Origin of the sequence: uncultured Pseudoxanthomonas sp., assembly GCF_947498795.1 — a bacterium.
Lineage (GTDB): Bacteria > Pseudomonadota > Gammaproteobacteria > Xanthomonadales > Xanthomonadaceae > Pseudoxanthomonas_A.
The window spans coordinates 216,440-236,321 of record NZ_CANMLQ010000002.1; the positions used below are offsets into that span (position 1 = coordinate 216,440).

11 protein-coding genes and 2 tRNA genes are annotated in these 19,882 nt (G+C 67.4%); 12 read left to right on the plus strand and 1 reads right to left on the minus strand.

What is annotated here, in order from left to right; translation table 11 throughout:
* Positions 1 to 269: 269 nt before the first annotated feature.
* The 11 genes from Q0907_RS07245 to Q0907_RS07295 all read left to right on the plus strand — a co-directional run bounded on the left by Q0907_RS07245 (position 270) and on the right by Q0907_RS07295 (position 11,920).
* Entirely contained in the window at positions 270 to 2,840 is a 2,571-nt protein-coding gene (locus Q0907_RS07245) for a TonB-dependent receptor (protein WP_299342903.1), read from the plus strand.
* Positions 2,841 to 2,960: 120 nt separating this feature from the next.
* Positions 2,961 to 3,452 (plus strand): CinA family protein, encoded by a 492-nt coding sequence (locus Q0907_RS07250; RefSeq protein ID WP_296280645.1) that lies wholly within the window; start codon positions 2,961 to 2,963, stop codon positions 3,450 to 3,452.
* A 72-nt stretch (positions 3,453 to 3,524) separates the two neighbouring features.
* The gene (gene lexA / locus Q0907_RS07255; protein WP_299342905.1) at positions 3,525 to 4,166 is read left to right on the plus strand and encodes a transcriptional repressor LexA; all 642 of its coding nucleotides are present in this window, start codon (positions 3,525 to 3,527) and stop codon (positions 4,164 to 4,166) included.
* A gap of 172 nt (positions 4,167 to 4,338) precedes the next feature.
* Positions 4,339 to 5,370: a recombinase RecA gene (gene recA / locus Q0907_RS07260; RefSeq protein WP_296280649.1), complete on the plus strand. Its 1,032-nt coding sequence runs from the start codon at positions 4,339 to 4,341 to the stop codon at positions 5,368 to 5,370.
* 17 nt (positions 5,371 to 5,387) lie between these two features.
* On the plus strand, positions 5,388 to 5,903 hold the full coding sequence (recX, locus tag Q0907_RS07265; protein WP_299342908.1) for a recombination regulator RecX: 516 nt from the start codon (positions 5,388 to 5,390) through the stop codon (positions 5,901 to 5,903).
* Positions 5,904 to 5,995: 92 nt separating this feature from the next.
* Positions 5,996 to 8,647 carry an alanine--tRNA ligase gene (gene alaS / locus Q0907_RS07270; RefSeq protein WP_299342909.1) on the plus strand — a complete coding sequence of 884 codons (2,652 nt, stop codon included), beginning with the start codon at positions 5,996 to 5,998 and terminating at the stop codon, positions 8,645 to 8,647.
* A gap of 151 nt (positions 8,648 to 8,798) precedes the next feature.
* Positions 8,799 to 9,008, plus strand: a complete 210-nt coding sequence (gene csrA, locus Q0907_RS07275; protein ID WP_296280654.1) for a carbon storage regulator CsrA — start codon at positions 8,799 to 8,801, stop codon at positions 9,006 to 9,008.
* A 74-nt stretch (positions 9,009 to 9,082) separates the two neighbouring features.
* Positions 9,083 to 9,175, plus strand: a tRNA-Ser gene (locus tag Q0907_RS07280).
* A gap of 177 nt (positions 9,176 to 9,352) precedes the next feature.
* Positions 9,353 to 9,429 (plus strand) — tRNA-Arg (locus Q0907_RS07285).
* Positions 9,430 to 9,526: 97 nt separating this feature from the next.
* Complete coding sequence (locus Q0907_RS07290) at positions 9,527 to 10,375, plus strand: 4'-phosphopantetheinyl transferase superfamily protein (RefSeq protein ID WP_299342911.1); 849 nt, start codon at positions 9,527 to 9,529, stop codon at positions 10,373 to 10,375.
* A gap of 150 nt (positions 10,376 to 10,525) precedes the next feature.
* Positions 10,526 to 11,920 (plus strand): TIGR03013 family XrtA/PEP-CTERM system glycosyltransferase, encoded by a 1,395-nt coding sequence (locus Q0907_RS07295; RefSeq protein ID WP_296280657.1) that lies wholly within the window; start codon positions 10,526 to 10,528, stop codon positions 11,918 to 11,920.
* Positions 11,921 to 11,929: 9 nt separating this feature from the next.
* On the opposite strand, the gene Q0907_RS07300 is transcribed toward Q0907_RS07295, so the two are convergent.
* Positions 11,930 to 12,349 carry a J domain-containing protein gene (locus Q0907_RS07300; RefSeq protein WP_296280659.1) on the minus strand — a complete coding sequence of 140 codons (420 nt, stop codon included), beginning with the start codon at positions 12,347 to 12,349 and terminating at the stop codon, positions 11,930 to 11,932.
* Between the two features lie 99 nt (positions 12,350 to 12,448).
* On the opposite strand from Q0907_RS07300, the gene Q0907_RS07305 reads away from it, so the two are divergent.
* Complete coding sequence (locus Q0907_RS07305) at positions 12,449 to 19,873, plus strand: polyketide synthase (protein WP_299342913.1); 7,425 nt, start codon at positions 12,449 to 12,451, stop codon at positions 19,871 to 19,873.
* The last annotated feature ends 9 nt before the right edge of the window (positions 19,874 to 19,882 follow it).

A 19,882-nucleotide genomic window follows, 5' to 3' on the forward strand; every position in this document is an offset into this window, starting at 1 on the left:
CGGGTCGAGCACGCACATGGCTCGAAGCCACGCATGCTGCACGCCCCGCGTAACGCCAGTTCCGCACGATCGTTCGGAAAATCAGTGGGTTATCCGTGCCAAAGTGATGGCCTGCGTATCGACGCAGTGCAGAATGCCGTGCTGTGAAGCCGGTGTTAATTTCGCGTTGACGCAAGGGGAGTTGCGTTCGTCGTCAGCGGCATCGCCGCTCGCCACATCAGGTACACCACAGCATCAACCGCCAGACATGACCCTTGGGAGGGGAGAACATGGTCAACGCATCGCCCAGGCACAAAGCGCTTTCGCTTGCCGTCTTCACCGCGCTCTGCGCCAGCTCGCATGCGTATGCGCAGCAGGCCGCCGCGCCGGCGACGGATGAGGAACCCACCACGCTCGCGACCATGACGGTCACCGCGCAGAAGCGCGAGGAGGCCATGCAGGACGTGCCGATCGCGATCACCGCGGTGTCCGAGCAATTGCTGCAGGACACCGGCGTGCGCGACATCAAGGACCTGCAGGTCCTGGTGCCGGGCTTGACCGTAACCAGCACCCAGAGCGAGGCCATTACCACCGCGCGTATCCGCGGCATCGGTACCGTCGGCGACAATGTCGGCCTGGAATCGTCGGTAGGCGTGGTGATCGATGGCGTGTACCGCCCCCGCAACAGCGTCGGCTTTGGCGACCTCGGCCAGCTGGAGCGCATCGAAGTGCTGAAGGGCCCGCAGGGCACCGTGTTCGGCAAGAACACCTCCGCCGGCGTCATCAACGTGGTCACACGCCGTCCCAGCTATACGCAGAGCGCGGAAGGCGAGATCACGCTCGGCAACTACAACGCCATCGGCGTGTCGGGCGCGTACAACGACGCGTTGGGCGAAGTGGGTGCGTTCAACATCTACGCCGCCAAGCGCAAGCGCGACGGCTGGATGGATGTGCGCACGGGCGCCGGCCCGCGTCGCGAGACCGACGACAACGATCAGAACTTCCATACCATGCGCGGCAAGGTGCTGCTGGAGCCGACCGAGAACCTGGAAATCATGCTGTCCGGCGATTTCACCAGCCGCGAGGAGAACTGCTGCGCGGCGGTACAGACGACCGTGGGTGCGACGGCCGCCATCCTCAACCGGCTGGTCGGCGGCCAGGCCGTGGCCGCGCCGGGCGACGACCCGTTCAACCGCGTGGCCTACAGCAACCGGCCGACCACCCAGGACATCAAGGAGAATGGTGTTGCCGTCGAAGTGAACTGGGACTCGTCCTGGTTCGGCGGCGCCACGCTGACCTCGATCACCGCACAGCGCGAATGGGAGGCGATCAACGGCCTCGACTACGACTTCAGCACGGCCGACATCCTGTACCGCGTGGCGGACAAGGACGAGTCGTTCACCGGCTTCAAGACCTTCAGCCAGGAATTCCGCCTGACCGGCGCGACCGATCGCATCGACTGGATGGTCGGCGCGTTCTATACGGACGAAGACCTGGATCGCACCGAGACCTATCGCATCGGTCCGCACTACGAGCCCTACCTGTCGGTCGCGCTGCTGTCGATCATCAATCCCGCGCTGGGCACCTCGCCGACCGCGCCGCTGTTCCTCTCGCAGGCTACTGGTCGCCCGTTCGGCACGGTGTTCGCCGGCCTGGGTGCGCTGGATACTTACCAGCAGAGCGCGAAGAGCACGGCGCTGTTCACCAACAACACGTGGCATGCCACCGATGCCCTCGACCTGACGCTGGGCCTGCGCTACACGCGCGAGAAGAAGACGCTGATTTCGAATTACAGCAATCCGAACGGCGGTGCGGGCTGCGGTTCCATGCTGGCCAATCCCGCGCAGGTCGTCGCCGCCCTGGTGGCGCGCGGCCTGACGGTAGCGCAGGCCAGCGCCGCCGCCCCCACGGTGGTCGGATACGGCTGCCTGCCCTGGGCCAATCCGCTGCACAACGCACCGTCGCGAGACACGGTGCAGAGCCGCGAGGAGAAGGAGTGGTCCGGCACGCTCAAGGCCGCCTACCGCTGGAACGACAACGTGATGACGTACGGTTCGTTCGCGCGCGGCTACAAGGGCGGCGGCTTCAACCTCGACCGCGTGCAGTCGTCGAACGGCCTGAGCAGCGGCAGTGCGAACGGCATCCAGCCTGTCCTGGACACCTCCTTCGGCGGTGAGTTCGTCGACAGCTACGAGCTGGGCGCCAAGACCACCTGGCTCGACGGCAACCTGTTGTTGAACGCCACCCTGTTCCATCAGAAGTACGAGGACTTCCAGCTCAACAGCTTCCTGGGCACGAGCTTCGTGGTGCGCTCGATCCCGGAAGTCACCTCGCAGGGTCTGGATGCCGAACTGATGTGGCAGCCCAGGTCGATACGCGGTCTGATGCTGCAGAGTGGCCTGATGTATGCCGACACCACCTACGGCGACAACATCCCCGGCGGCGACTTCGTTTCGCCGACCGGCGCGCTGTACAAGCTGCCCGGTGCGCAGATGAGCTTCGCTCCGAAGTGGTCCGGTTCGGCATCGGTGACGTATGAATGGGACGTGGGCAGCCTGATGGCGCGCTTCAACATCGGTGCCAAGTACGTGTCCGAGTACAACACCGGTTCCGACCTCGACCCGGAGAAGATGCAGGGCGCGTACACGGTCGCCAACGCGCGCTTCGGCATCGGCGCGCAGGACCAGCGCTGGATGCTCGAGTTCTGGGGCACCAACATCACCGACGAGGAATACGTGCAGGTCGGTTTCGACGGTCCGCTGCAGAACGTCTCGCCGGCCCCGAACAATCCCTTCAACACCTTCAACGCGTTCCTCGGTGCGCCCCGCATGTACGGCGTGACCTTCCGCGTCCGCTACTGATCCCCTTCGCACGATGTGGCGAGCGGCCCGCCCCCTGGCGGGCCGTTTTCTTGTGTGCCCGACGGGCGACAGCGCGCGGCAAATCGGCTACAACACGACAGTCCCCCGTCGGAACCGATGATGTCAGCCCCCACCGATGAAGAACTGCGCGCCCTGGCCCATCAGGTCGGCGAACGCCTGCGGCAGGACCGCGATCACCTGGTCACGGCGGAAAGCTGCACGGGAGGCTGGATCGCCAAGTGCGTGACCGATATCGCGGGCTCGTCGGACTGGTTCGACTGCGGCCTGGCCGCCTACAGCTACGAAGCCAAGCAGGCCCTGCTGGGCGTGCGGCCGCAGACGCTTGAAACGCACGGCGCCGTCAGCCGGGAAACCGTCATCGAAATGGTCTCCGGTGCGCTGGTCAACTCGGGTGCCAGCGTCGCCGTCGCCGTGACCGGCATCGCCGGCCCCGGGGGTGGCAGCCCCGACAAGCCGGTCGGCACGGTGTGGATAGGCTGGAAGCGGCGCGGGGGCTACGCGCGGGCGGAGGTCTTCCAGTTCGCAGGTGACCGTGAGGCGGTACGCCGGCAGACGGTGGCGACCGCACTTGCGGGCCTGGAACGGCTGTAGCCGGGATCCTGACGGAATCCCTCCCGCGCGACCGGTTGCCAGACGGCCGGGTTAGTAGTATTACTACTAACCATGGACCTGACCGATACCCAGCACGCCATCCTCGCCCTGATCGCCGACCGGCTCGAAGCCGAGGGCATGCCGCCGTCGCAGGCGGAAATCGCCAAGGCCTTCGGTTTCAAGGGAGTACGCGCCGCGCAGTACCACCTCGAGGCACTTGAGCAGGCGGGCGTCATCGAGCGGGTTCCCGGCCGGGCACGCGGGATCCGCCTGTTGAAGGTGCCGGCATCGGCGCAGCCCGACCTTGCGTTCCCGGCCGCCAACGACGACGGCCTCCGCGTGCCCGTGCTCGGGCAGGTGGCTGCCGGTGCTCCGATCGGGGCCGACGCGGGCCACCATGACTATGTGCTGCTGGACCGCGCCTTCTTCGCGCCTGCCCCGGACTACCTGCTGAAGGTCAAGGGAGATTCGATGCGCGACGAAGGCATCTTCGATGGTGACCTGATCGGCGTTCACCGCACACGGGACGCCCGTTCTGGCCAGATCGTGGTGGCGCGGGTCGACGACGCCATCACCGTCAAGCTGCTGAAGATCGGGAAAGACCGCATCCGCCTGCTCCCGCGCAATCCGGACTACGCCCCCATCGAAGTGCTGCCCGATCAGGACTTCGCCATCGAAGGGTTGTATTGCGGGCTGGTGAGGCCCAATCGGTGACGGGCATGTCCGATGCCGGCGAACGGCATTTCCCGATGCCCGGGCACGGCATGCCCCGATGTCCGCAACCCGTGCCCCGACGTAATTTCACTCATGCCCGCTCCGTCGCAGCCTGTGCGATGGGCACCCACCACACTGATCGCACCTGACCACATTGACTAGGACCACGACGATGGACGAGAACAAGAAGCGCGCCCTTTCCGCTGCCCTGACCCAGATCGAGCGCCAGTTCGGCAAGGGTTCGGTGATGCGCATGGGCGACCGGGTGATCGAGCCCGTCGAGATCATTCCCACGGGTTCGCTGATGCTGGACATCGCCTTGGGCATCGGCGGATTGCCGCGCGGTCGTGTGGTGGAAATCTATGGTCCGGAGTCCTCCGGCAAGACCACGCTGACGCTGCAGGCGATCGCACAGTGCCAGAAACAGGGTGGCACCGCGGCCTTCATCGATGCCGAGCACGCGCTCGACCCGATCTACGCCGCCAAGCTGGGCGTGAATGTCGACGATCTGCTGCTGTCGCAGCCGGATACCGGCGAACAGGCGCTCGAGATCGCCGACATGCTGGTCCGCTCGGGCTCCATCGACATCGTGGTCATCGACTCCGTCGCGGCCCTGACCCCGAAGGCCGAAATCGAAGGCGAGATGGGCGACCAGCTGCCCGGCCTGCAGGCACGCCTCATGAGCCAGGCGCTGCGCAAGCTCACCGGCAATATCAAGCGCTCCAACACCACGGTCATTTTCATCAACCAGTTGCGCATGAAGATCGGCGTGATGATGCCCGGCCAGAGCCCGGAAACCACCACCGGTGGCAACGCGCTGAAGTTCTATGCGTCGGTCCGCCTCGACATCCGTCGCATCGGCGCCATCAAGAAAGGCGACGAGATCATCGGCAACCAGACCAAGATCAAGGTGGTCAAGAACAAGCTGGCACCTCCGTTCAAGCAGGTCGTCACCGAGATCCTGTATGGCGAGGGCATCAGCCGCGAGGGCGAACTGATCGACATGGGTGTCGAGGCCAAGCTGGTCGAGAAGGCGGGTGCCTGGTACAGCTACGGCAGCGAGCGCATCGGGCAGGGCAAGGACAATTCCCGCACCTTCCTGCGCGAGAATCCGGCCATCGCCGCCAAGCTCGAGTCGGAGCTGCGCGAGAAGTTCCAGCCCGCCGAGGCGCAGCGCGATGAGAGCGCCGACGACGGCGAGTAAGCGCAAGGCGGCAGGTGATGAGCGAACAGGATGAGCCAGCCGGCGGCGGCAAGCGGGGGCGTCGCCCGTCGTCCCCGCAGACGCCACTGCAGCGGGCCCTCGGCCTGCTGACCCGGCGCGAGCACTCCCGGCGGGAACTGTCCCGCAAGCTGGCATCCCGCGGTGTGGAAGCGGCCGATGTGCGATCGGCCGTGGACCGGTTGTCGGAGGAGGGGTGGCAGAGCGACACGCGCTTTGCCGAGGCCCTCGTCCGCAATCGGGCCTCAGGGGGGTATGGTCCGCTGCGCATCCGGGCCGAGCTGTCCACCCACGGGCTGGATCGCGAGGCGGTTGCGGCGGCCATGGCCACCTTCGATGGCGACTGGACCGAAACGGCATGCGACCTCGTCCGCCGCCGTTTCGGTCCAGCCCGCCGGATCGATCCGGCGCAATCGCGAAAGATCGCGGATTTCCTGGTCCGGCGCGGCTTCGACGCCGCAGCGGTGCGCGCTGCCAGCCAGATGGAGCCGGAGGACTGGGGCGGGGCGGCCTGATAATCTAGCGCATTGGGTTGCTTCCCCCGGCCGCGTCCGCATGTTGTGGATGGTGCGTCGCAGTGAGGCGCCTTCCAGCCAATGCCTGCCAGATGACCACTCCCAAGACCCTCAGCACCCGCCAGATCCGCCAGGATTTCCTCGATTTCTTCGCCGGCAAGGGCCACACCATCGTGCCCTCCGCCTCGCTGGTGCCCGGCAACGATCCCACGCTGCTCTTCACAAACTCAGGCATGGTCCAGTTCAAGGACGTGTTTCTGGGCGCCGAGAAGCGCAGCTACGTGCGCGCGGCCGACGTGCAGCGCTGCCTGCGCGCGGGAGGCAAGCACAACGACCTTGATTCGGTCGGCTACACCGCCCGGCACCACACCTTCTTCGAGATGCTTGGCAACTGGTCCTTCGGCGACTATTTCAAGAAGGAAGCCATCGCCTGGTCGTGGGAACTGCTGACGGAGGTGTGGGGGCTGGCACCGGAACGGCTGCTGGTCACGGTGTACCACACCGACGACGAGTCCTACGACCTGTGGAACAGGATGATCGGCCTGCCGGCCGAGCGCATCGTCCGCATCGGCGACAACAAGGGCGCGCCGTACGCATCGGACAATTTCTGGCAGATGGCCGATACCGGCCCCTGCGGCCCATGCACGGAGATCTTCTACGATCACGGCGAGCATATCGCCGGCGGTCCGCCGGGTTCGCCGGACGAGGACGGCGACCGCTACATCGAGATCTGGAACAACGTTTTCATGCAGTTCGATCGTCAGCCCGATGGCACGCTCGTGCCGCTGCCGGCGCCGTGCGTGGACACGGGCATGGGGCTGGAGCGGTTGGCGGCGGTACTCCAGCACGTCCACACGAATTACGAGATTGACCTGTTCCAAGGCCTGATCCGCAAGGCGGCGGAGCTGACCGGCACGGCCGACCTGGAAAACAAGTCGCTGCGCGTCATCGCCGACCACATCCGCGCCTGCAGCTTCCTGATCGTCGACGGCGTGCTGCCGTCCAACGAAGGCCGGGGTTACGTGCTGCGCCGTATCATCCGCCGCGCGCTGCGCCACGGCTGGATGCTGGGCATGCGCCAGCCGTTCTTCCACAAGATGGTCGACACGCTTTCCGACCTGATGGGGGATGCCTATCCGGAACTCCCTGCCGCCCGGGCCCTGGTCGAGCGCGCACTCAAGGCGGAGGAGGAGCGGTTCGCCGAGACACTGGATTCCGGCATGCGCATTTTCGACGACGTCGCTGCGCGCGTCGCCGATGGCGTCATTCCCGGCGTCGATGCCTTCCGGCTGTACGACACCTACGGCTTCCCGGTAGACCTGACCGCCGACATCGCCCGAGAACGCGGGCTGACGGTCGACATGGCCGGGTTCGATACTGCAATGGCACAGCAGCGCGAGACCGCGCGTGCCGCCGGCAAGTTCACATCGAACACTGGCTTGCCTGCCGACCTGGTGGCCCAGCTCTCGCCGACCGCGTTCCTGGGCTACGACCAGCTCGATGCGGGTGGCCTGCAGATCGTCGCGCTGCTGAAGGAGGGGCGTCCGGTGCCATCCGTGGCGGCGGGCGACGAGGCGGTCGTCATCCTGGATCGCACGCCCTTCTACGCGGAATCCGGCGGCCAGGTCGGTGATACGGGCGTGCTGGTCGAGCAGGGCGTGCGGTTCGAGGTCGGGGACACGTTGAAGTTCGCCGGCCAGTTCCATGGCCATGCCGGCCGCGTCGCCGAGGGCGTGTTGAAGCTGGGTGACCATGTCGTCGCTTCCGTGGATGCCGCGCGCCGCGCGGATACCATCCTGAACCACTCCGCCACCCATCTGTTGCATGCGGCGCTGCGTGAGGTGCTCGGCACCCATGTCCAGCAGAAGGGCTCGCTCGTCGCGCCCGACCGGCTGCGCTTCGACTTCTCCCATTTCCAGCCGATGACGCCGGCCGAACTGGCCGAGGTCGAGCGTCGCGTCAATGCGCAGATCCGCTCGAACAACGCCGCTGAAGTGCACAACATGGGCATGCAGGAGGCGCTGGATTTCGGCGCCATGGCGCTGTTCGGCGAGAAGTACGGAGAAAACGTCCGCGTCCTGAAGATGGGCGATTACTCCACGGAGCTCTGTGGCGGCACGCATGTGGGGCGCACGGGCGACATCGGCCTGTTCAAGCTGATCGGCGAGAGCGGTGTGTCCGCCGGGGTCCGGCGCATCGAGGCCGTGACCGGGCAGGGCGCCCTGGACTATGTGGCCGACGAGGAGCGTCGCTTGTCCGAGGCTGCCGGTCTGCTGGGCGGCAGTCCGGGCGAGATCGTCGAAAAGATCCGCTCCTTGGCAGACCGCCAGAAGAAGCTCGAGCGGGAGCTGGAATCCCTGAAGGCGAAGACGGCCTCCAGTGCCACGTCCGATCTGGGCAGTGCCGCGGTGGACGTTGGCGGAATCCGTGTCCTCGCCTCCCGCCTGGAAGGCTTCGATGCCAAGGCCCTTCGTGACGCGGTCGACCGCCTGAAGCAGCAACTGGGGGATACCGTGATCGTGCTGGCCGGCGCATCGGACGGAAAGGCTGCCCTCGTGGCGGGCGTGAACGGCGCCGCAACCGGCAAGGTCAAGGCGGGGGAACTCCTCTCACATATCGCCAGTCAGATCGGTGGCAAGGGCGGTGGTCGCCCGGACCTCGCCCAGGGTGGTGGTGAGGACGGGCCCGCCCTTGCGACAGCCCTCCAGGCCATTCCGGAATGGGTCCGGCAGCGCCTCGGTTGACCCCTCTATTGGACCAGACGGCGCTTGCGGCCGCGTGCCTCCGGCCGCTAACATGCTTTAGGTTCATGAATGTACCAGGAAGCCGGCGGCCCTATTTCACGGTGCCGACGCGCCCCCGGCACTATCCTTTGCCGGATTACGGAGAAGAAACATGTTGATCTTGACCCGCCGTGTCGGCGAAACCCTGATGATCGGCGATTCGGTCACGGTGACCGTGCTCGGCGTCAAAGGCAACCAGGTGCGCATCGGCATCACTGCGCCCAAGGATGTGGCCGTGCACCGCGAAGAAATCTACCAGCGCATCCAGCGCGGCGAAGAAATCTCTTCGCATGCGGCGTCGGAGAACGTCACGTCCGATTGATTTTGTTTGCCGCCTGCGCGGTGAGCCGCTATCCTATGCGGCCGCTGCAGCTTGGCTGCAACGAGCGTCAAACCGGAGTGATGCCCGAGCGGCTGAAGGGGCTCCCCTGCTAAGGGAGTATAGGGTCAAAAGCCTTATCGAGGGTTCGAATCCCTCTCACTCCGCCAGTTCCGCGGTTGCCCGTGCTTGTCGGGTGACGCGCCGGAAAGATGGCGAGAGCGGGCACTCGAACGAGGCTCGCGGGATGTGTTCCGGTAGTGCTTTGCACAATGTCGTCGTGCAAAGAAGTGGTAGAAAAAAGATTGACGGGCGGAAAACGCTTCACGCATAATTCCGCTCCTCACGCGCCCGTAGCTCAGCTGGATAGAGTACCTGGCTACGAACCAGGCGGTCGGGAGTTCGAATCTCTCCGGGCGCGCCATTACGAACGCAAAGAGCCAGCGGCCATCCGCTGGCTCTTTGCGTTTCGGGGTTTCGCTGATCGTGCGTCATCGCGATCCGCGTGACCTGTTCGTGTCGTGGCATACGTGACGAAGATGGTTCGCTCACGTAGTGATTCCGACATCGGCATGTCTTTCGTATCCGCGCATCCCCCGGGGCTTTCACCGGATCGCTACCCGTCCGCGGACGCGATGGCATCCGTGTTTCCGCAGTGGCTGAACGGCATTGCATTGAAGCCTGCGCTGGAACGACACGTACTGATAGCCGCCTTCGCGCTGCAGGACTGGCGCGCATGGGAGACGCAGGCGCTGGCGATCATCGATCCGCGCGAGCGCGGGCGTGCGGAGCGGCAGCGGCAGCCACGACATCGTGCAGACCTCGTGCTGGCTTACGCGTTTCATCGCCTGGTGTTGGCGCACGCCCTGGGTGTCCCGGCGGCACAGGTACCGCTGACGCGGGATGCCCGCGGTCGACCCATGCTCGAGGGCAGGCTGGAACAGACAAGTCTGAGCCACGCCGAAGGTGTGGTGACCGTTGCAGTGAGCATGTCCGGCGACGTCGGGGTGGATATCGAACCGGTGAGTCGCGCCCAGGTCATGCCGGAGATCGCCGGACGCATCTGCCATGCTGCCGAGTCGGCACGCATTGCGCAGGTTCCCGACGCCGATCGCGCGGCGGCGCTGCTCGATCTTTGGGTTCGCAAGGAAGCCTTCCTGAAAGCGGCCGGTGTCGGGCTGGAACGCGAGATGGATACGTTCTCCCTGCCTGTCGAAGGCGTCGTAGCGCTGCATCCGGACGGCACGGCAGAGGTGGAGATCGAGCGGCTGGATCTGGGGCCTGATGTCGTCTGCGCCGTGGCGCGGCCGCCGGGTGCCGGCTGTATCGCCGGCTGGCTGCGGCCGATGCGAAGGGACGAAGTCCGCTAGGGCCGTCGTGCGGCGGGCAGGCGTGTGTCCGGATCTCTCACTTTTTGCGTTTTTCGAAAGTGAGGGGCATCAGGGCCGGGTCCTTCTCACGCGGCGGCGTCGCGCGAGGCGGTAGTTCCGGGCCCGGCGATCAGGCATCAGGGGGACGTAATGAAGTCGACGCATGCGAGCCAGAAGTCCAGGGCCATCCGGTTCCTGTGGCTGCTGGAGGTGGTGATCATCGTGCTGGCCGTGCTGGGCTCGGCCTGGCTGCGCTTCCTGAATGACCAGGAGACCCACCTGGAGTTCGTCGAACATGCGCCGGCGCGCGCCTTGCTGGTGGCGCTGAGCCTGACCGGCGCCATGGCGGCGTTCGGCCTCTACCAGGTGCACATGCGCCACAGCCGCATGGACTTCTTCCTGCGCTTCCTGATGTCGTTCGTGCTCGGCGGCATCGCGCTGATCGTGCTGTATTACCTGGTGCCGCAGGCGTACATCGGCCGCGGCGTGCTGGCGCTGTCGCTGGCGCTGTCGGCTGCAGGCATCGTGGCGGTGCGCATGCTGTCCGTGAGCCTGTTCCGCACGGATGTGCTGAAGCAGCGTCTGCTCGTGCTGGGCGCCGGCAACAACGCCGACCTCATCAACAGCCGCATGCGGCGCAAGGCGGACCGCCGCAGTTTCATCGTGGTCGGCTTCGTGCCCGTGGCCGGCCAGCCGGTGGTCGTGCGGGATGACCTGCTGGTGAAGCCCGAGGGCACGCTGGCGGACCTGGTGGAAGACCTGCAGATCGACGAGCTGGTGATCGCACCGGACGAGCGTCGCGGCGGCCTGCCGATGGAAGACATGCTTCAGTGCGTGCAGCACGGGGTGAACGTCATCGACCTGTCGACCTTCTTCGAACGCGAAGCCGGCATGGTGCAGCTGAACATCGTCGATCCGTCCTGGCTGGTTTTCTCCGGCGGCTTCGATTACTCCACGCCGAGGCGACTCAGCAAGCGGTTCTTCGACCTGCTCGCGGCAGGCGCGCTGTTGCTGCTCGCGTGGCCGCTGATGCTGCTGACCGCGCTGGCGGTATGGCTCGAATCCGGTGGCCCGATCCTCTACAGCCAGATCCGCGTCGGCGAGCGTGGCAACCACTTCAAGCTGACCAAGTTCCGCAGCATGCGGACGGATGCGGAAAAGGGCGGCGTCGCGGTGTGGGCGAGCAAGGACGACGATCGCACCACGCGCGTTGGCCGCTTCATCCGCAAGACGCGACTGGACGAACTGCCGCAGCTGTTCGCCGTGCTTCGCGGCGACATGAGCTTCGTCGGGCCGCGCCCCGAGCGCCCGCAGTTCGTCGACATGTTGAACGACGAAGTCCGCTACTACCGTGTCCGCCATTGCGTGAAGCCGGGCCTGACCGGTTGGGCGCAGCTGCGCTATCCGTACGGCGCGTCCGTGAAGGACGCCGAAGAGAAGCTGAAGTTCGATCTCTTCTACGTCAAGAACCATGGCCTGGTGTTCGACATGATGATCCTGCTGCAGACCGTCGAAGTCGTGCTGTTCGGGCGTGGCGCGCGCTGAGCGCGCCGGTCAGCGAAGGGCGGCCGACGCCGGCGGCGAAGAAAACACCAGGTAGGCGGCGATCGCCAGCAGCACCAGCAGGACGAGCCAGCTGCGCTGCGAGACATTGGCGAATCCCGGGGATTCGCCTGTGGCCGGCGCGACGTGCGGGCGCGGAGGACGCGTCAGGTGGGTGGTCCGCACGTTTACCCGCGGCGGAGGGCTGCCGGGAAGTCGGCCATGCGCGCGGAAGAACTGCATCGCCTGGCTGTAGCGCAACGTCAGGTCGGGCAACGACATTCCCGGCATGTCGGGTCGCACGGCCTGGTCGCCGTGCCGGTCGGGATGCAGCTCGGCGACGCGCCGCCGATAGGCGCGCTTGAAGTCGTCCAGGCTGCAGTCGGGCTGCACCCGCAGTTCGCTGTACAACGAATGGAAATCGACTTCCATGGCGCGGGGATGAAAACGTTCACGTTGTGACCTGAATCTATCTTCCCATACGTTCTGGAGGAATGGGGGAGGCGCGGACGGCCTCCATGGGGCACCGACGTGGACACTGCCAGCGACACCCTCGACGATCCTCGCCGCTTACCGGCGGCGAGCCAGGCTTTGCCCTGGCGCAGCGCGCCGCATGCCGGCATCACGTCGGCGCGCATGCCGCAACCGGCGGAACTCGCGCAGCTCGCGAGCGAGATCGGCGTGGAAACGCACGCAGTCGCGGCAGTGGCCTGGGCCACGCTGCTCGCACGGATGACCGTCGAGCCGATGGCGAGCGTGTCGCTGGCCTGGTCGCGAGACCGGACGACGCCCGCGCTCGCATGGACGCTGGCGTTGGACGGCGAGCGAGTCGCCAGCGCGACCGGCCGGCTTGTGGCGGCCCTCGATGCGTCAGTCGCCCCGGCGTCGGACGCAACGGCCGCCTTCGCCAGCGACGCGGCACCGTGGGCGGCGTATGTACGCGAAGCGGCCGACGCGCCGGCATGTCCGCTGGTGCTGCAGCTGATCGGCGGCGACGTGGTGCTGCACGACCACGACGGTGGCTATACGGACGCGCAGTTGCGCCAATGGCTGTCGTATTGGGCGTGCCTGCTGGCATCGCTCGCCGCAGCGCCGGATACGCTCCTCTCGGAGGCCGCGATCGTGCCTGCGGACGCGGCGGGCGATCTGCTCGCGTTCGGCAACGACACGGCCCACCCGTTCCCCCGGGTAGCCGGTGTACATCGCCTGTTCGAGGCGCGGGTGGCGGAGACCCCTGACGCCGTGGCCCTCGTGCAGGGCGATGCGCGCCTGACCTACGCCGAACTCAATGCGCGCGCCAACCGGCTGGCCCGGATGCTGAAGCACCACGGCGTGGGACGGGATGAGCGCGTGGCGATCTACGTCGATCGCGGCATCGAGGTGGTGCTCGGCCTGCTGGCCGTACTGAAGGCGGGCGGTGCCTACGTGCCGCTGGACCCCACGTATCCCGCCGACCGCCTGGCCTATACGGTGGCCGACAGCGCGCCGCGCGTGCTGCTGACGATGCCGGGCATGGAGCGCGAGGCGCGTGACGTGCTGGGCGAACTTCCCGAACACCTGGTCGTCATCGACATGCAGCACGCCGATGCGGCTGCCACGTCGATGGCATCGCACGATCTGGCCGACGACGAGGCCGGCGTGGGCCCCGAAGATCTGGCCTACGTGCTGTATACCTCCGGTTCCACCGGCAAGCCCAAGGGCGTGGCGATGCCGCACGGGCCGCTGGTCAACCTGATCCAGTGGCAGATGCGCGAGCCCGGCAATGACGCGCCGCTGCGTACCCTGCAGTTCGCGGCGCTGGGTTTCGATGTCGCGTTCCAGGAAGTCTTCGCCACCCTGGCGACCGGCGGGACGCTCCATACGATCGACCAGGAAACGCGCATGAGCGCGGGCAAGCTGTTCGAGACCATCGTCGAACAGCGCATCGAGCGCATGTTCCTGCCGTACTTCGCGCTGCAGATGCTGGCCGAGGGCCTGGAGGGCCACCTTGCCTCGCTGCCCGAGGGCCAGCGCATCGCGTGTGCGCTGCGCGAAGTGATCACCGCCGGTGAGCAACTGCGCATCGAACCGAAGATCGTGCGTTTCTTCGAACAGCTGCCGGGCTGCCGCCTGCACAACCACTACGGTCCCACCGAAACCCATGTGGTCACCGCGCTGACGTTGCCGGAAGATCCGCATGCCTGGCCGCGCCTGCCCACCATCGGCAGGCCCATCGCCAATGCGCGCCTCTACGTGCTCGACGCGCAGGGCCGCCCGTTGCCCCTCGGTGTGGTCGGCGAGCTCTACCTGGCCGGTCCGGTGGTCGCGCGCGGCTACCTGCATCGCGATGACCTGACGGCCGAACGTTTCCTGCCCGATCCGTTCGTCGACTGCGCCGGCGCGCGCATGTATCGCACCGGCGACATCGGTCGCTGGCTGCCGGACGGTACGGTCGAATACCTGGGGCGGCAGGACTTCCAGGTGAAGATCCGCGGTTTCCGCGTGGAGCTCGGCGAGATCGAGGCGCAGGTGATGGCGTTCCCCGGCGTGCGCGAAGCGGGTGTGCTGGCGCGCGAGGACGTGCCCGGCCTCAAGCGCCTGGTGGCCTACCTGGCGCCCCGGGACCGGGATGCGCCCGTCGACCTGGAGCGCCTGCGGCAGCATCTGGTGGAGGCAATACCTGACTACATGGTGCCGGTGGCGTATGTGCAGATGGACGCGCTGCCGCTGTCGCCGAACGGCAAGCTGGACCGGCACAAGCTGCCGCGCCCCGGTCGTGGACGTCCCGAATGGGCCGGGGCGTACAGCGCGCCACGCGATGCGACCGAAGCGGCGCTGTGCCGCATCTTCGCCGATGTGCTCGACCTGGAAGACCTGGGGCGCGACGACAACTTCTTCGACCTCGGTGGTACGTCGCTGCTGGCGATCCGTGTACTCGAAGCGGCGCGCCGCGAGCGTGTGGGCGATGTGCCCGCCATGGCGCTGTTCCGCGCGCCGACGCCGGCGCAACTCGCCGCCGCGATGGCGGATGGCCAGCGCCAGCCGCTGGACGCCGCGCGCATGTCCGCCCGGCGCGACCTGCACGCGCACGAGCCGATCGCCATCGTGGCGCTGGCCGGTCGCTTCCCGGGCGCCTCGACCGTCGAAGCGTTCTGGGACAACCTGTGCGCCGGCCGCGACAGCGTCAGCCGCTTCGCCGCGGATGAGCTGGATGCCGGGATTCCCGATGCGCAGCGTGCCGACCCGGCGTACGTACCGGCGCGGGGCGTGTTTGACGACGTCGACAAGTTCGACGCCGCCTTCTTCGGCATCTCGCCGAAGGAAGCGGAACTGATGGATCCGCAGCAGCGGATCTTCCTGGAGCTGTGCTGGGAATGCATCGAGCGCGCCGGCCACGTGCCGGATGCGACGACGGAGCCGGTCGGCGTGTTCGCCGGCATGTACAACGCCAGCTATTACCAGCGCAACGTGCTGGCGCATCCCGACCTGGTCGACAAGCTCGGCGCGTTCCAGGTGATGCTCGGCAACGAGAAGGACTACATCGCCACGCGCGTCGCGCACAAGCTGAACCTCACCGGCCCGGCCGTCAGCGTGCACACCGCGTGCTCCACCTCGCTGGTCGCCATCAGCCAGGCGATCGACAGCCTGCGTGCGGGGCGTTGCAGCATGGCGTTGGCAGGCGGCATCGCGGTGACCTGCCCGGTGCGCAGCGGACACGTGTACCAGGAAGGCGGCATGCTCTCCGCCGACGGCCATACGCGCAGCTTCGATGCCGATGCCAGCGGCACGGTGTTCAGCGACGGGGCGGCCGTCGTCCTGCTCAAGCGCCTCTCCGATGCCATCGCCGATGGCAACCCGATCCATGCCGTGGTGCGTGGCGCGGCGGTCAACAACGACGGCGGCCAGAAAGCCAGCTTCACCGCGCCGAGCAGCGAAGGGCAGGCCGCGGTGATCGCCATGGCGCACGCCGACGCAGGCGTGGAGGCGCGCAGCATCGGGTACGTGGAGGCCCACGGTACCGCCACCCCGATGGGCGACCCCATCGAAATCGAAGGGCTGACGCGCGCGTTCCGCCGGAGTACCGACGACACGGACTTCTGCGTGGTCGGCTCGGTGAAGAGCAACGTCGGCCACCTGCTGATGGCGGCCGGTGCCGCCGGCGTCATCAAGACGGCCTATGCGCTGCGCGAGCGTTGCCTGCCGCCCACGGCGCACTTCCGCCATGCCAACCCGGTGATCGACTTCGCGCGCACGCCATTCCGCGTGAGCGGCGAGCTGGCGCCCTGGAATGCGCTCGAGGGCCAACCGCGGCGCGCGGGGGTCAGCTCCTTCGGCGTGGGCGGCACCAATGCGCACGTGGTGATGGAGGAAGCACCCGCGGTTGCGCCATCCGACCCCGGCGACGGCCCGCAGGTGCTCACGCTGTCGGCGCGCACGCCCGCCGCCCTGGGCGAGGCGGTCGCCCGGCTCGCGGATCACCTGGAACGCGAACCCGCTCTCAACGTCGCCGACGTGGCATGGACACTCGCCGTGGGTCGCAAGGCGTTCCCGCATCGCATCGCCGTGGCGGTGGCGAGTGCGGCAGACGCGGTCGCGCTGCTGCGCAGCGCCGATGTGTCGGCCAATGCATCGAAGTCGCGGCCTGTCCAGGCGGCGGATGTCGTCTTCATGTTCCCCGGGCAGGGCTGCCAGTACGCCGGCATGGGACGGGCGCTGTACGCCGCCGAGCCGGCCTTCCGCGCCGCGTTCGACGACTGCGCGCAGGTGCTCGATGTCGAACTGGGCCAGGACCTGCGCGCGCTGGTGTTCGGAGACGACGCCGACGCTTTGCTGCCCACCGCCATCATGCAGCCCGCGATCTTCAGCATCGAATACGCACTGGCGCGCTGGTGGATGTCGCATGGCGTAGTGCCCACGGCCATGGTCGGCCACAGCGTCGGCGAATTCGTCGCCGCGACACTGGCGGGCGTGTTCTCGCTGCCGGATGCGTTGCGGCTGGTCGCGCGCCGCGGCCGCCTGATGCAGGCGCAGCCCGCGGGCGCGATGCTGTCCGTGCGCCTGCCGCTCGATGCGCTGCAGGCGCGCCTGCCAGATGCGCTGTCGCTGGCGGCGGAGAATGCACCGGGCGCCTGCGTTGTGGCGGGGCCGCACGAGGCGATCGCCGCCTTCCAGCATCAGCTGGAGGGGGAGGGCGTGGCCTGCCGCGCGCTGAAGACATCCCACGCGTTCCACTCCGCGATGATGGACGCCGTGGTGCCGGCATTCCGCGCGGAAGTGGAGGCGCTGGTGCGCCACGCGCCGTCGCTGCCCATCCTGTCGACCGCAAGCGGCCAATGGCTCGCGGACGCGCAGGCGGTGTCGCCGGAGTACTGGGCCCGCCATCTGCGCGAGCCCGTGCGCTTCTCCTCTGCCGTCGCGCACGTCCTGGAGCGTCCTGGCCGCGTGCTGCTGGAGATCGGCCCGCGCAATACCCTCGCCACGCTATCGCGCCAGCAACCCCTGTTGCAGAAGCACCGCATTGCCGCCGTCGCCTCGCTGGCGGACAACGTGGAGGGCGAACATGCGGCCTTGCTGAACGCCTTCGGGCAGCTGTGGTCGCAGGGCGTCGACGTGCATGCCGAGGCCCTGGATCGACGGGGCCGTCGCCTGCGTCTCTGCCTGCCGACCTATCCGTTCGAAAAAAAGCGTTATTGGGTAGAGGCCGCCCATGCGGTGCCCCGCAACGTCATTCCCCACCCCAGCCTGGCCGCGCGTGCGGCCCCGGAGTTCCTGATGTCCGTCGTGCCCGAAATCGCACCGCCCGCCGCCGATCGTCGCCCCCGCATTGCCGCGCAGCTGCGCGAGGTGTTCGAGGACGTGGCCGGTTTCGAGCTGTCAGACGCGGACGGCGATGCGAACTTCATCGAGCTGGGCCTGGACAGCCTGATGCTGACCCAGGTCGCGCTGCAGTTGCAGAAGACCTTCCCGGTACGCATCACCTTCCGCCAGTTGATGGGCGAATACGCCAGTCTCGATCGCCTGACCCAGGGCTTGGATGCGCAATTGCCGCCCGAAACCGCGCCGGCCCCGACGGCCCCCGTCGTCCAGAGCGCAGCGCCCGCGGTGCTCGCGGCACCGTCGGCCCTCGCGATGCCGGCGACATTGGCGCCCGCACCGGCGCCCATGACGGTCGCGCCGATGCGGGCACTGGCAGGCGGGGATGCGCTGAGCCAGCTGATCGCCCAGCAGATGCAATTGATGTCCCAGCAGTTGGCCCTGCTTGCGGGCACCGCACCCGTCGCGCCTGCCGCCGTGGCGCCCGCGCCCGCGCCCGCGCCGCCCGTGGAGGCCGCGCCGGTCTCCGCGCCGCCGTCCGCACCGGTTGCCGCGTCCGCACCCGCGGGCACGGCCGTCGCCGCCGACGAGGAAGCGGCGCTCGCCCATACGCGCTACGACGTCAAGAAGGCCTTCGGCGCGATCGCCCGCATCGACGCGCACAACGGTACCGAACTCAACCCGCACCAGCGCGAACGCCTCGATGGTTTCATCCGTCGGTACACGGCACGCACGCCCAACTCCAAGGCCTACACGCAGCAGCATCGCGGCCACATGGCCGATCCGCGCGTGGTGACCGGCTTCCGGCCGCTCACCAAGGAGATCGTGTACCAGATCGTCGTGCAGCGCTCGAAGGGATCCCACGTGTGGGACATCGACGGGCATGAATACGTCGACGCTCTGAATGGCTTCGGCACCAGCCTCTTCGGCTGGCAGCCGGACTTCGTGGTGGAGGCGGTGAAGCAGCAGATCGAACAGGGCTACGAGATCGGCCCGATGCATCCGCTGGCCGGCGAGGTGTCGCAGCTGGTGTGCGAACTGACCGGCCATGATCGCGCCGCGCTGTGCAACACCGGCTCCGAGGCGGTGCTCGGCGCGATGCGCATCGCGCGGACCGCGACCGGCCGCGAGACCATCGTGGTGTTCTCCGGCTCCTACCACGGCATCAACGACGAAGTGATCGTGCGCGGCACCAAGAAGCTGCGCGCCGTGCCGGCCGCCCCCGGCATCCTGCGCAACACCGCGGAGAAGGTGCTGGTGCTCGATTACGGCACGCCGGAGACCCTGCAGATCATCCGCGAGCGCGCGCACGAGCTGGCGGCCGTGCTGGTGGAGCCGGTGCAGAGCCGCCGTCCCGACTTCCAGCCGGTCGAGTTCCTCAAGGACGTCCGCAAGATCACGGCAGAGGCCGGCGCGGTATTGATCTTCGACGAAGTGATCACAGGTTTCCGCTCGCATCCCGGCGGTGCGCAGGCGCTGTTCGGCATCAAGGCCGACCTGTGCACGTACGGCAAGGTGGTCGGTGGCGGTTATCCGATCGGTGTCATGGCCGGCAAGCGCGAGTACATGGATGCGCTGGATGGCGGCTACTGGCAGTACGGCGACGACTCCACGCCGCCGGCCGGCGTGACCTACTTCGCCGGCACCTTCGTGCGCCATCCGCTCACGCTTGCGGCGGCGAAGGCGTCGCTGCTGCACATGAAGGAACACGGCGCGGCCCTGCAGCAGCGCCTCAACGAGCGCACCGCGGCGATGGCGGCGGAACTGAATGCGTTCTCGGAGGGCGTCGGCGCACCGGTGCGCATCAAGCACTTCGCATCGCTGTGGCGCACGCACTTCGACGAAGAGCATCCGCTGCAGGACCTGCTGTTCGCGATGATGCGCAGCCGTGGCATCCACATCCTCGACAATTTCCCGTGCTTCTTCACCACCGCCCACAGCGAGGCCGACTTCCAGGCCATTGCGCAGGCGTGGAAGGAAGCGGTGCTCGAGCTGCAGGAAGCCGAACTGCTGCCGCGCCACGCGGCCACCTCGCGCACGGTCATGGACGCGGCTGATCCGGTTGCGCCCGGCGCCCGGCTGGGACGCGACCCCGACGGCCGCCCGGCGTGGTACGTGCCCAATCCCGATGCTCCTGGCCAGTATCTCCGGGTGACTGCGTGAGGGAGGCGA